At 68.8% G+C, this 13,256-nt stretch carries 12 protein-coding genes; 7 read left to right on the top strand and 5 right to left on the bottom strand.

Translation table 11 applies throughout. The features are described from left to right. Together AC1RGU_RS14520 and AC1RGU_RS14515 are read left to right on the top strand one after the other, a co-directional pair. The gene (locus AC1RGU_RS14520; protein ID WP_139699904.1) at positions 1-429 is read left to right on the top strand and encodes a helix-turn-helix domain-containing protein; all 429 of its coding nucleotides are present in this window, start codon (positions 1-3) and stop codon (positions 427-429) included. A 139-nt stretch (positions 430-568) separates the two neighbouring features. Beyond that, positions 569-859, top strand: a complete 291-nt coding sequence (locus tag AC1RGU_RS14515; protein ID WP_223301444.1) for a YMGG-like glycine zipper-containing protein — start codon at positions 569-571, stop codon at positions 857-859. A 72-nt stretch (positions 860-931) separates the two neighbouring features. Here the strand turns inward: AC1RGU_RS14515 and AC1RGU_RS14510 are convergent, their stop codons facing one another. Continuing rightward, a complete protein-coding gene (locus tag AC1RGU_RS14510) occupies positions 932-1,597 on the bottom strand; it encodes a DedA family protein (RefSeq protein WP_062478522.1) in 666 nt (221 codons plus the stop codon). A gap of 49 nt (positions 1,598-1,646) precedes the next feature. Here AC1RGU_RS14510 and AC1RGU_RS14505 point away from each other — a divergent pair, with 49 nt between their 5' ends. Then, positions 1,647-2,156 carry a GNAT family N-acetyltransferase gene (locus AC1RGU_RS14505; protein WP_492696651.1) on the top strand — a complete coding sequence of 170 codons (510 nt, stop codon included), beginning with the start codon at positions 1,647-1,649 and terminating at the stop codon, positions 2,154-2,156. Beyond that, positions 2,153-3,091, top strand: a complete 939-nt coding sequence (locus tag AC1RGU_RS14500) for a LysR family transcriptional regulator (RefSeq protein ID WP_062478516.1) — start codon at positions 2,153-2,155, stop codon at positions 3,089-3,091. The genes AC1RGU_RS14505 and AC1RGU_RS14500 overlap by 4 nt, the downstream gene beginning before the upstream one ends. Before the next feature lie 4 nt (positions 3,092-3,095). Here the strand turns inward: AC1RGU_RS14500 and AC1RGU_RS14495 are convergent, their stop codons facing one another. The 3 genes from AC1RGU_RS14495 to AC1RGU_RS14485 all read right to left on the bottom strand — a co-directional run bounded on the left by AC1RGU_RS14495 (position 3,096) and on the right by AC1RGU_RS14485 (position 7,426). Further along, a complete protein-coding gene (locus tag AC1RGU_RS14495; protein WP_082818212.1) occupies positions 3,096-4,448 on the bottom strand; it encodes an MFS transporter in 1,353 nt (450 codons plus the stop codon). Between the two features lie 46 nt (positions 4,449-4,494). After that, positions 4,495-5,316 (bottom strand): fumarylacetoacetate hydrolase family protein, encoded by an 822-nt coding sequence (locus AC1RGU_RS14490; RefSeq protein WP_492696650.1) that lies wholly within the window; start codon positions 5,314-5,316, stop codon positions 4,495-4,497. Positions 5,317-5,635: 319 nt separating this feature from the next. After that, entirely contained in the window at positions 5,636-7,426 is a 1,791-nt protein-coding gene (locus AC1RGU_RS14485; protein ID WP_492696649.1) for an IlvD/Edd family dehydratase, read from the bottom strand. A 259-nt stretch (positions 7,427-7,685) separates the two neighbouring features. Between AC1RGU_RS14485 and mutL the strand changes: the two genes are divergently transcribed. Then, positions 7,686-9,581 (top strand): DNA mismatch repair endonuclease MutL, encoded by a 1,896-nt coding sequence (mutL, locus tag AC1RGU_RS14480; RefSeq protein WP_492696648.1) that lies wholly within the window; start codon positions 7,686-7,688, stop codon positions 9,579-9,581. On the opposite strand, the gene AC1RGU_RS14475 is transcribed toward mutL, so the two are convergent. Continuing rightward, positions 9,565-11,139 carry an MFS transporter gene (locus tag AC1RGU_RS14475; protein ID WP_492696647.1) on the bottom strand — a complete coding sequence of 525 codons (1,575 nt, stop codon included), beginning with the start codon at positions 11,137-11,139 and terminating at the stop codon, positions 9,565-9,567. The two genes, mutL and AC1RGU_RS14475, sit on opposite strands and share 17 nt — an antisense overlap. 103 nt (positions 11,140-11,242) lie before the next feature. Between AC1RGU_RS14475 and AC1RGU_RS14470 the strand changes: the two genes are divergently transcribed. Beyond that, positions 11,243-12,046, top strand: a complete 804-nt coding sequence (locus AC1RGU_RS14470) for a helix-turn-helix transcriptional regulator (protein WP_492696646.1) — start codon at positions 11,243-11,245, stop codon at positions 12,044-12,046. Positions 12,047-12,261: 215 nt separating this feature from the next. Beyond that, positions 12,262-13,254 (top strand): alpha/beta hydrolase, encoded by a 993-nt coding sequence (locus tag AC1RGU_RS14465; protein ID WP_175497121.1) that lies wholly within the window; start codon positions 12,262-12,264, stop codon positions 13,252-13,254. The last annotated feature ends 2 nt before the right edge of the window (positions 13,255-13,256 follow it).

Here is a 13,256-nt window from a genome sequence, read left to right as displayed (position 1 = left end):
ATGGACATTTCGGAAGTCGCGCAACGCGCCGGCGTTCCCGCCTCGACGCTGCGCTTCTATGAAGAAAAAGGGCTGATCGCCTCGACCGGCCGGCACGGCCTGCGCCGCGTGTTCGCACCCGAGGTGCTGGAGCGGCTGGCGCTCATCGCGCTGGGGCGCGCCGCCGGTTTCTCGCTGGAGGAAATCGGCCACATGTTCTCGCCCGAAGGCAAGCCGCGCATCGACCGGCAGCTGCTCGCGGACAAGGCGCAGGACCTCGACCGCACGATCCGCCAGCTCACGGCGATGCGCGACGGCCTGCGGCATGCGGCGGTCTGCCCCGCGCCCAGCCACATGGAGTGCCCCACCTTCCGCCGCATCCTTCGGGCCGCGTCGTCGGGTGCGCTGGAAGCCCCGAAGAAGAAGGCGCCGAAGCCGCGCACCCCCTAGCACCACCTGGCCACACCCGCTTTCAGGCGTTGCGTTCCGCAACACGCGCCCCTGCGCACAGGCAAGCGCGGCAGGCTCCTACACCGCGAAATGCATACTTTTGACCATGATGAGCCATCACTCTCGAAAGGTGGACCTCATGTTGAAGACACGTCTCTGGATCGCCGCTGCAGCTGCCACTTCGGTCATGACGCTGGCAGGTTGTGCGAGCGGTCCGAACCAGAACCTCGGCACCGGCATTGGCGCACTCGGCGGCGCGGCGGTGGGCCATGCGATCGGCGGCAACACGGGCAGCACGCTCGGCGGCGCGGCCATCGGCGGCATCATCGGCAACCAGGTGGGCCGCAACGTCGACGAGCGCAACTACTACAACCAGCAACGCTACCCGCGCGGCAGCGGCTACTACCCGGACAACGGGCCGCGCTACTGATTGATCATTCCAACCCTCAACGAAAAAACGCGCCCTCGGGCGCGTTTTTTCTTGGGGCGAGCCGGGAGCGGCTCAGGCCTGCGACGCCGCCGCCCGCGCCTTCTCGGCCTTCGAGGCGCGCCACGCGCCGAAGATCGCCAGCAGGCCGGGCACGAAGATCAGCGCCCAGATGATCTTGTCCAGGTGCTGGCGCACGAACGGCAGGTTGCCGAAGAAGTAGCCCGCGGTGGCGATGCCCAGCACCCAGATGAGCGCACCGCCCACGTTGTAGGCCGTGAACTTCGCGCGGTTCATCTCGGCCACGCCGGCCACGAAGGGCGCGAAGGTGCGAATGAAGGGCATGAAGCGCGCCAGCACGATGGTGATGCCGCCGTAGCGTTCGTAGAAGCTGTGGGCCTGGTCGAAGGCCTTGCGGTTGAAGAAGCGCGAGTTCTCCCACTGGAACACCTTGGGCCCGAAGTAGCGCCCGATCGAGTAGTTGCACTGGTCGCCCAGGATGGCCGCCGCGATCAGGATGCCGCAGGCCAGCGGAAAGCTCATGAGCCCCACGCCGCACAGCGCACCGACGATGAAGAGCAGCGAGTCGCCCGGCAGGAACGGCATGACCACCGCGCCGGTCTCGACGAACACGATCAGGAACAGCAGCGCGTAGACCCAGGGGCCGTAGGCGACCACGAAGGCCTCGAGGTGTTTGTCGACGTGAAGGATGAAGTCGACGAGAAAGCTGATGATTTCCATGGGCGCGGATTATCCTTGTTGGCATGTCGCACCTTTTCCGAATCACCCCATGATCCAGATCCGCGAAGCCCTCGATACCGACTGGCCCGCCCTCTGGGCCGTCCTCGAACCGACGTTCCGCCGCGGCGACACCTACACCTACCCGCCCGATGTCACGGAGGAACAGGCCCGTCACTCGTGGACGAAGGTGCCCACCCTGACCTTCGTGGCCTGCAACGACGAAGGCGCCGTGCTCGGCACCTATGTGATCCGCCCCAACCAGCCCGGCCAGGGCGCGCACGTGAGCAACTGCGGGTACGTGGTGTCCGAGGCGGCGCGCGGCCTGGGCGTGGCCTCGGCGCTGTGCGAACACTCGCAGCAGCAGGCCCTGCGCATGGGCTTCCTGGCGATGCAGTTCAACTTCGTCGTCTCCACCAACGAGCGCGCGGTGCGGCTGTGGCAGCACATGGGCTTCGCCATCGTCGGCACGCTGCCGGGCGCATTCAGGCATCCGCAGCACGGTTTCGTGGACGCCTTCGTCATGTACAAGCAGCTGCAGCCTTTCCCCGGCGCGGCATGAAGAAGATCGAGCCCCGGCTCCTGCAGGCCTTCGTGGCCGTGGCCCGCGAGGGCTCGGTGTCGCGCGGTGCGCAGCGTCTGTTCCTCACGCAGCCCGCCGTGAGCCTGCAGCTCAAGGAGCTGGGCGCGCTGGTCGAGCTGGAGCTGTTCCAGCGCACGCCCACCGGCCTGCTGCTCACGCGCGACGGAGCGGCGCTGCTCAACCACGCGGAGCATGCGCTCGAGAGCCTGAACGATTTCGCGGTGGCCGCCGAGCGGCTCAAGGGCGGCGTGCGTGGCTCGCTGCGCATCGGCACCATCCTCGACCCCGACTTCACGCGGCTCAGCCCCTTCCTCACCGAACTGGTGGCGCTGGCGCCCGAGCTCGAGACCGAGCTGCACCAGGGCACGAGCGGCGACGTGCTGGCCCAACTGCTGAACAAGGAGCTGGACATCGGCTTCTATCTCGGCGACCCCGAGGCCACCGACCTGCCGCAGGCCAGCGCCGCGTCACGGCGCCACGACGGCGAGCTGTTCCATTCGCAGGTGCTGGCGCGCTTCAACTACCAGGTGATCGGCCCGAGCGGCTGGGCGCCGCAGGTGCTGGGCCGCGACTGGCCCGAGCTGGCCTACCTGCCGTGGGTGCTGGCACCGGCGACCTCCTCGCATTCGCGGCTGCTGGCGCCGGTGCTGCAGGCCCACAAGCTGGTGCTGAAGAAGGCGGCGCAGGCCGACCAGGAGATGTCGATGCTGGCGCTGGTGCGCGCCGGCGTGGGCATTTCGCTGGCGCGCGACGCGCTGGCGCTGCAGGCCAGCCAGCGCGACGGCCTGGTCATTGCCGACCGCGTGAGCATCGGCTGCGACCTGCGCTTTGTCTGCCTGGCCGGCGCGCTCAAGCGGCCGGAGGTGGACTGCGCGTGGCAGGCCCTGTCGCGCGTCTGGCGACAGGCCTTCTGAACGGCTAGGCGCGCGCCCGGCCGTCGAGCACGGCCGCCGGCGCCGCCGCAGCCCCGCTCTTCTTCGCCACGCGCCAGCCCTTGGGCATGAGCGCCAACATCAGTGCGGCCAGCAGCGCCGCGCTGCCCAGCGTGTACAGCCCCGCGGCCGAGCCGCCGTGGTTCTGCTCCACGTAGGTCCGCAGGTTGGGCGCCACGAAGCCGCCCAGGTTGCCGATGGAATTGACCAGCGCGATGCCCGTGGCAATGCCCAGGCCCGACAGCCGCTCCGACAGGAAGGCATAGAAGATCGGCGTGCCCGACAGGTAGGTCGACGCGCCGATCGACAGCGCCGCGATCGCGAAGATCGGCGAGCCGTGCGCCGACAGGCACACGCACACGCCGAAGATCGTGTACAGCGTGGCCACGGTGACGCGGCGGCGGTCGTGGTGCCGGTCGGACCAGCGCGTGACGAAGTACACGACGAAGAGCGCCAGCAGCCACGGGATGCTGGTGACGAAGCCGACCAGCAGGCCGATCTTCTGGCCCAGGATCTGCCCCACCTGGGTCGGGAGATAGAAGATGAGGCCGTAGGCGGCGATCTGCACGATGAAGAAGTTCAGCGCGAAGAACATGACCCGCGGATTGCACAGCGTCTGCCACACGGTCTGCGGGCTGTCGGCCGACTTCTCCGCCGCTTCCTGGTCGAGCACGGCCTGCAGTGCGTTCTGCTGCGCGCTCGTGAGCCACGGCGCGTTGTGCGGCCGGTCGACGATGACGAAGAAGGCCACGATGCCCACCACCACGGCCATCAGGCCCTCGATGAGGAACATCCACTCCCAGCCCTTGAGGCCGCCGATGCCGTTCATGTCGAGCAGCGCACCGGAGATCGGCCCGCCGATGACGAGCGCGCCCGCAAAGCCGAACAGCAGGATGCCGTTGGCCTGCGCACGCACCTTCGCGGGGAACCAGTAGGTCAGGGTGAGCAGCACGCCGGGGTAGAAGCCCGCCTCCGCGATGCCGAGCAGGAAGCGCAGCACGTAGAAGGAGGTCTCGGTGGTGGCGAACATCATGGCCGAGGCCACGAGCCCCCAGGTGACCATGATCCGGCACAGCCAGATGCGCGGGCCGACGCGCGACAGGATCACGTTACTCGGCACTTCGAAGATCGCGTAGCTCACGAAGAAGATGCCGGCGCCGAGCGCGAAGGCGCTGTTGCTCAGGCCGGTGTCGATCTGCAGCGCCTGCTTGGCGAATCCGACGTTCACGCGGTCGAGGATCGACATGATGTACATGACGATCAGCATGGGCAGCAGGCGCCAGCGCGCCTTGTGGATGGCGCCTGTGACCAGCTCGCCGTAGGGACTCGTGGTTGTCATTGTTGTTGTCTCCTGAATAGTTAGGTCTGTCTGAAAGCCGTGGAGGCTAGCCCCTTGCGACCGCGCCGTGGACGGGGTTCGTCACCGAACCCAATCCATCGATCTCGACCGAGACCACGTCGCCGCGCTTCAGGAAGCGTGGCGGCTTCAGGCCCAGGCCGACGCCGGCGGGCGTACCGGTGAGGATCAGGTCGCCGGGTTCCAGCGTGATGGCGCGCGAGAGGTACGCGATGAGGAACGCGACCGAGAAGATCATTTCGCTGGTGTTGGACGACTGCACGGCCTCGCCGTTGACGAGGCAACGGATGCCCAGCGATTGCACGTCGGCCACTTCGTCGCGCGTGACGACGGTGGACGCGAGCGGGCAGAAGCCGTCGAGCGACTTGCCGCGCACCCATTGGGCCTCGCCCAGTTGCACGTCGCGCGCGCTCACGTCGTTGGCAGCCACGTAGCCGAACACATGCGAGAGCGCTTCGGCCTCGCTCACGCCCTGTGCACGCTTACCGATGACGACGCCGAGTTCGGCTTCCCAGTCGACCTTCTCGGTGAAGCCTTCGGGCCAGGTGATCGCATCGCCATCAGCGGCCAGCGTGTTGCTGAACTTCGCGAACACGACGGGCTTCTCGGGGATGGCCAGGCCGGTCTCGATGCAGTGGTCGCGGTAGTTGGCGCCGATGCAAATGATGTTTCTCGGTGCGAACGGCAGCGTGGGCTTAACGTCGGCGAGGGGGATCGGCTGGCCTGCATCGCGCCAGGGCAGGCCTTCGACGATGTCCTGCATGCGGGCCGCATCGACGGGCTGCAGTGCGCCGTCCTTGATGTAGCCCACGCGGGGGCCCTGCGGCGTTTGAACGCTCATCCACTTCATGTCTGACTCCTTCTTCTGATTTAAAAAATTCTGGGTGCGGGGGCGGGTTCATTCAGGGCGTGTGCACAGGCCACCGGGTACTTCCCTCCGCGAATGTCCCCCGGGGCTTCGCCCCTCCTCCTTGATTTCGCTGCGGGAAGCACCCAGTGTCCTGAGCACGGGACACATCGCTGGTGCGCGCCGATCAACAACCGCTCGGCTCGACGATCACGTCGATGGATGCCTTGCGCAGCGAAATCAAGGGGGAGGCCGCAGGCCGGAGGACATTCGCGGAGCAAGGCACCCGTCGGCGGGATCGCGCCCTGAACAGCAGCCGTCCTCAGTGATTCCGACGCGGAATCCCCGCCGTCTGTGCCACGCGCTGGTACTTCGTCGCCGGCTTCAGCACCATGCCTTCGGACAGCGTGTCCACCATCGCGCGCTGGATCTCCTGCCACGGCGTCTGGCTCGCGGGAATCGGGTAGCCGCCCTTCGCTTCGAGGTCACGGGCGCGCGCTTGCAACACCTCGTCGTCGACGAGCATGTTGACGGTGCGCTCCTTCAAATCCACGCGCACCTTGTCGCCGGTCTGCAGCAGTGCCAAGCCGGCGCCAGCTGCGGCTTCGGGCGAGGCGTTGAGGATCGACGGCGAGCCCGAGGTGCCCGACTGCCGGCCGTCGCCGATGCAGGGCAAGGCCGACACGCCGCTCTTGAGCAGGTGCGAGGGCGCGCGCATGTTGACCACTTCCGACGAGCCCGGGTGCCCGATGGGGCCGACGCCGCGCATGAACAGGATGCAGCTCGCGTCGATGTCCAGCGACGGGTCTTCGATGCGGGCTTCAAAATCTTCCGGGCCGTCGAACACGATGGCGCGGCCCACGAAGGCGTCGAGGTCGCCGGCCCGGCTCAGGTAGCGCGCGCGGAACTCGTCGGAGATGACGCTGGTCTTCATGATCGCGCTGTCGAACAGGTTGCCCGACATCACGAGGAAACCGGCGTTTTCGCGCAGCGGCTGGTCGAAGGGGCGGATCACGTCGGCGTCTTTCACCGGCGCGTCGGCGCAGTTGGCGGCCAGGGTGTGGCCGTTGACGGTGCGCGCGTCGGTGCGGATCAGGCCATGGCGGTGCAGCTCGGCGACCACGGCGGGCACACCGCCCGCGCGGTAGAACTCCTCGCCGAGGTACTTGCCGGCGGGCTGCATGTCGAGCAGCAGCGGCACGTCGAGGCCGACCTTTTCCCAGTCCTGGATGTTGAGCTCGACGCCCGCGTGCTTGGCGATGGCGATGAGGTGGATCGGCGCGTTGGTCGAGCCGCCGATGGCCGAGTTGACGACGATCGCGTTCTCGAAGGCGGAGCGCGTGAGGATGTCCGAGGGCTTGAGGTCTTCGCGCACCATGTCGACGATGCGCCGGCCCGTTTCGTAGGCCATCTGGCCGCGCTCGCGATACGGCGCGGGAATGGCCGCGCAGCCGGGCAGGCTCATGCCCAATGCTTCGGCCAGGGCGTTCATGGTCGAGGCGGTGCCCATCACGTTGCAGTGGCCGGCCGAGGGCACGGTGGAGCCCACAAGGTCGATGTAGCCGGGGAAGTCGATGCTGCCCTTGGCGAACAGCTCGCGCGCCTTGAACAGCGTGGTGCCAGTGCCGGTGCGCTGGCCTTCGTGCCAACCGTTGAGCATCGGGCCGCCCGACAGCACGATGGCGGGGATGTTGGCGGTGGCTGCGGCCATCAGCGCGGCGGGCGTGGTCTTGTCGCAGCCGGTGGTCAGCACCACGCCGTCGATGGGGTAGCCGGTGAGGATCTCGACGAGCCCCAGGTAGGCCAGGTTGCGGTCGAGCGCGGCCGTGGGGCGGCGGCCGTTCTCCTGGATCGGGTGCATCGGGAATTCCATCGCGATGCCGCCCATCTCGCGGATGCCTTCGCGCACGCGCAGCGACAGCTCGCGGTGATGGCGGTTGCAGGGCGTGAGGTCGGAGCCGCTTTGCGCGATGCCGATGATCGGCTTGCCCGATTGCAGTTCTTCGCGGGTGAGGCCGTAATTCAGGAACCAGGCCAGGTGCAGGACCGAGAGTTCGCTGTGTTCGGGGTTGTTGAACCAGGCGGCGGAGCGCAGGGGGCGGGGTGTCGTCATGGCGTCGGCTTTCAGGGTGGTCGGCGAACGCGCGCGGCGGCCCCCTGCGCGGCATGGCGGTGGGCCATGGCGGTGTTTTGGGTGTCTCCGGTGCGTTCTTGTTGTGCGAATACGTTGGCGAGAGGGAGCTTAGGTTTTCGCCTTCGCCAAAGCCAATGAGATCGGTTGAGGATCGGTATAAGCGCGCCAAATACACCGCCCGGACACCCCGATACCCTGCGAATCGCCCGGTCTGCGCCCCGCTTTTAGAATGTTTCCGGTGAGTGCCCTACCCTCCTCCCTCCCCCCCGCCGAACGCCGCCCGATCCGTGAACTCCCCGACGAGCTGATCAGCCAGATCGCCGCCGGTGAAATGGTCGAGCGCCCCGCCTCGGTGGTGCGCGAACTGCTCGACAACGCGCTGGACGCCGGCGCGCGCCAGATCACCGTGCGGCTGGCCTCGGGCGGCGTGCGGCTGATTTCGGTCGAAGACGACGGCCTGGGCATTCCGCGCGAGGAACTCACGGTGGCGCTGCGTCGCCACGCCACCAGCAAGATCGCGAGCCTGAGCGACCTCGAAACGGTCGGCACCATGGGCTTTCGCGGCGAGGCGCTGGCGGCCATCAACGCGATCGCCGAGCTCAGCATCCTCTCGCGCTTCACCGGCGCCGACAGCGCCTTCGTGCTCGATGGCGGCACCGGCGAGCTGCGGCCGGTGGCGCGTTCGGTGGGCACCACGGTCGAGGTGCGCGAGCTGTTCTTTGCCACGCCCGCGCGGCGCAAGTTCTTGAAGACCGACGCCACCGAGCTGGCCCACTGCATCGAGGCCGTGCGCCGCCATGCGCTGACGCGGCCGGAGGTGGGCTTTTCGGTCTGGCACGACGGCAAGTTGATCGAACAATGGCGCGCCGCCGCCACGCCCGAGCAGCGGCTGGCCGATGCGCTGAGCGACGACTTCGTGTCGCAGAGCGTCTCCGTGCTGCGCGAAGGCGGCCCGGTGCGCGTGGTCGGCCGTGCCGGCATTCCCGATGCGGCGCGCTCGCGCAACGACCAGCAGTTCTTCTACGTCAACGGCCGCTTCGTGCGCGACAAGGTGCTGTCGCACGCGGTGCGCAGCGCCTACGAAGACGTGCTGCACGGCCAGCGCCAGCCGGTGTACGTGCTGTACCTGGAGATCGACCCCGCGCGCGTCGACGTCAACGTGCACCCGACCAAGATCGAGGTGCGCTTTCGCGACGGGCGCGAGGTGCACCAGGCGGTGCGCCACGCCATCGAGGACGCCCTGGCCGCGCCGCGCGCCGGCGATGCCCTGGCACCGGCCGACGTGCCGCCGCAGCCCTTCTTCAAGCAGACCCCGCTGCCGCCGAGCGCCAGCTGGTCGCAGCCCGCGATCCCGTTCCAGGCGCGCGAGCGCGGTGCCGGCGACTTCGAGGCCATGTGGCCGCGGCGCTCCGAGGAACAGGGGCATGCGCCCGTCACGGCCCCGTCGCAGTGGCAGACCGAAGCGCCGGCGATGTCGTTCCGCGCGCCGGTCGGACTGCCCGACAGCGAGGCCCTGGCCCCCATGCCAGCGCCGGTCATGAACCAGGACGCCTGGCCGCTGGGCCGCGCACTGGCCCAGCTGCAGGGCATCTACATCCTGGCCGAGAACAGCCAGGGCCTCGTGATCGTCGACATGCACGCGGCGCACGAGCGCATCGTCTACGAGCGACTCAAGACCCAGCTCGACGGCGCGGCCATCACGAGCCAGCCGCTCTTGATCCCGGCCACCTTCGCCGCCACGCCGCAGGAAGTGGCCACGGCCGAGGCCTGCGCCGAGGTGCTGCCCACGCTGGGGCTGGAGATCACGCCCTTCTCGGCCCGCACGCTGGCGGTGCGCGCCGTGCCCGGCACGCTGGCCGACGGCGACCCGGTGGAGTTGGCGCGCAGCGTGCTCGCCGAACTGGGCCAGCACGACGCGAGCACCGTGGTGCAGCGCGCGCAGAACGAACTGCTGTCGACCATGGCCTGCCACGGCGCGGTGCGCGCCAACCGCAAGCTCACCATCGACGAGATGAACGCCCTGCTGCGCCAGATGGAAGCCACCGAGCGCTCCGACCAGTGCAACCACGGCCGACCGACCTGGCGCCAGCTGTCGATCCGCGAGCTCGATTCGCTGTTCATGCGCGGGCGCTGAGCCCGTCATCGGCGGCCACGCCGACATGCCGCAGCGTGACGGCGGCCAGCACCGCCAGGACCGCGATGCTGACGGCGCTGGTGGCTGCGGCGGCATTCAGTCCTGCGAGGAAGGCGGCTTGCGCTTGCTCCAGCACACCGGCGGGCAATTCATGCGCGACCGCTGTAGCGCCGGCCAGGCTGTCCGATACCGCGCGTTGAAGGTTCACGGCCATGCCATCGATCGGGTCGCCCATTCGCGTGCGATACACCGCCGTCGTCAGGCTGCCCAGCGTGGCGATCCCAACAGCCAGGCCCAGCTCCTGCACCGTTTCGGACAAGGCCGAGGCCGATCCCGCCTTCTCGGGCGGCGCAGCGCTCACCACCAAGTCGGTCCCCAGCGCGGCGATGGTGCCCAGGCCGAGGTACACGAGCGAGAACGCGGCTGTGACCAGTGCAATGCCATGCGGCGTGCGATCGAGCTGGCTCAGCACCACGTAGCCCACGACCGACAACCCCAGCGCCCCCGCCATCACATGGCCCGGCCGGATGCGCCGCGTGAGCAGCGGCGCGGTGATGCCGGCCACCAGCATCGCGAGCGCCGGCGGGCCCATCCACAGCCCGGCCTCCAGGGGTGACAGCCCCGCCACCAGCTGCAGGTACTGGGTCACCAGCAGCATCGTGCCGCCGACACCGACCAGCCCCACCAGCAACACCACGAGCGCGACGCTGAAGGCCCGGCTGGCGAACAGGCCGAGGTCGATCAGCGGATGGCGCAGCCGCCGCTGCCGCCGGACGAACCCCAGCGCGAACGCCAGCCCGCCGACGAGCGCCAGCACGGCACCGACGCCGATCCCGTCCTTCGCGACCTGCTTGATGCCGTAGACCACCGGCAGCAAGGCGAGCAGCGACAGCGCGACGCTGGGCAGATCGAGCCGCCCCTGCTGCGGCGCGCGGTACTCCGGCAGCAAGAACGGCGCCGCCACCAGCAGCAGCCCGACCACCGGCAGCGCGACGAGAAAGGCCGCGCCCCAGCCGTGGTGCGCCAGCAGCAGGCCGCCCACCACGGGCCCGGCCGCCATGCCGAGCGCGAACATGGTCGCCCACAGCCCGATGGCGAGCGCGCGCTGGTGCGGGTGCAGGAACATGTTGCTGATCAGCGCCAGCGTCGACGGCATCAGCGTCGCGCCCGCCACGCCGAGCACGGCGCGCGCGGCGATCAGTTGGTTGGCGCTGGTCGAAGAGGCCGCGATCACTGACGCCACACCGAACGCCGCCGCCCCCACCATGAGCAGCTTGCGCCGCCCGATGCGGTCGCCCAGCGTGCCCATCGTGACGAGAAAGCCGGCAATCATGAAACCGTAGGCATCGACGATCCACAGCGCCTGCGCGCTCGTGGGGCGCAGGTCCAGGGCCAGCGCGGGCAGTGCCAGGTGCAGCAGCGTGAGGTCGAGCCCGAGCAGCAGGGTCGGCAGCGCCAGCAGCGCGAGCCTCGTCCATTCGCGGGCGCCGGCGCGGCCGTCGCGCCTCGCGGCGGGTGGGCTGTCGGAAAGGGAAAGTGAATCACAAGGTGCGGTCAAAAGAGGCCTCCGGGTGCGCGTTCGGGTTGCGGAAGCCCCATCTTCAGGACAAGATCATCACATTACAATTTAAGCGTTTATCCTATTACTGGAGACAACAGCCTTGATCGAGCGCAGCCTCAGCCGCACCAAGAACGAGCTGTCGGAGTTCCTCACCCGGCACCGCCGCAAGCTCACGCCCGCCGATGTGGGCCTGCCCTCGCAGGGGCGGCGCCGCACGCCCGGCCTGCGGCGCGAAGAGGTCGCGGTGATGGCCGGCGTGGGGCTCACCTGGTACACCTGGTTCGAGCAGGGGCGCGAGATCCAGGTGTCGCAGAAATTCCTGCTCGGCGTGGCCCACGCCCTGAAGCTCGACGACGCCGAGTGCAGCCACCTGTTCCTGCTGGCCCACAAGCGCCCGCCGCCGCCCGAGGCCCATCAGCAGGCGTCGGTCACGCCCCACATCCAGCAGCTCATGGACGAGCTGCCCACCCGCCCCGCCTACGTGTTCAACCTGCGCTGGGACGTGGTGGCCTGGAACGCCGCGGCCGACGCGCTGTTCGGCTTCAGCGCGCGGGAGCGCGAGGCGCGCAACCTCCTTCGCATGGTGTTCGCCGACCCCGAACTGCGCCCGCGCCTGCCCGCCTGGCGCGACGATGCGCCCGGGCTGCTGGCGCAATTCCGATACGACTTCGCCATCGCACCCGACGATCCGGCCATGCTGGGCCTGGTCGCGGACCTGAAAGCGCTCTCGCCCGACTTCCGCCGCTGGTGGGACACCCCCGACAGCGCGTCCGCCCGGCGCGGCCTCGGATGCGTACAGACGGCCGACAGCGGACCGTTGGAGTTTCACCACGAAACCTTGGTGGTCGACACGCACCGGCACCTGCGGATGGTGGTGTATTTCGTGCAGCCGGCGCCGGGCTGAACACCGGGGCCTGTGCGGCAGATAAGCGCCATCAGCGCCCATTTCGAGGGTTTTCGAGGGTTTTGTGGCGTCATCCACGGTGCGGGCACGCACGTTGCATGGTCTCGTGCCAGGCGCCGGCGAGCGCTGCACAGGGGGAGCTGACACGCGATGCCGACGCGTTTCAGAAAGCAAGCAGATGAACTTTCGGCCGACTTTCGCTGTCCCTCCACCCCATGATCAAACGCTGGCCCCTCCTCGCGTCCATCTTTTCGCTCTGTGCCCTCCTGGCAGCCGGCTGTTCGACCCTCGACGAACGCCAGCGCGAATGGATCTTCCAGCCCAGCGACCGCAGCTGGGGCAATTCGGCCCAGATGACCGAAGGCATGCAGGATGTCTGGATCGACTTCCAGTCGTCCATCACCGGTGAACCGGCGCGCCTGCACGGCCTGTGGCTCGGCGGCGCCCCCGAAACCACCGAGACCCCCGTGCTGCTGTACCTGCATGGTGCGCGCTACAACGTGGCCGGCTCGGCACCGCGCATCCAGCGCATGCACGAGCTGGGCTTCTCGGTGCTGGCCATCGACTACCGCGGCTTCGGCAAGAGTTCCAAGGGCCTGCCCTCGGAAGCCTCGGCCCGCGAAGACGCCCGCGCCGCCTGGACCTGGCTGGCCGCGCGCCATCCGCGCCAACACCGTTACATCTTCGGCCACTCGCTGGGCGGCGCCATCGGCATCGACCTGGCGGCCACGGTGAACGACGAGAGCGGCACCATCGTCGAGAGCACCTTCACCTCCATCGCCGACGTGGCCAGCAGCTTCAAGTGGGGCTGGCTGCCCTTCGGCCCGTTCATCACGCAGCGCTTCGAGGCGATTCGCACCGTCAAGGACATCGGCGCGCCGCTGCTGGTGGTGCACGGCACCGCCGACAGCCTGATCAACCCGACGCTCGGGCGCAAGCTGTACGACGCGGCCACGGTGCCCAAGATGTTCGTGCTGGTCGAGGGCGGCTCGCACCACAACACCAACTCGGTGGGCGCGACGCAGTACCGCGCGGCGCTGTCGCAGCTGTTTCGCATGAAGCCCGAGGACAGCAGCACCGTGGCGGACAGCCGGCCGCAGCCGCGGCTGGTGTCGCCGCGGCCTGCACAGCCCTCATTGCCTTCCGCGGCGCTGTCGCCGCAAGAGGTGCGGGGCGAGGCGCACACGCCCGCCCCCGCTGCCATCTAGCC

This window comes from Variovorax sp. GW823-FHT02B07 (assembly GCF_058797695.1).
This window is presented reverse-complemented; position numbering and strand designations above follow the sequence as displayed.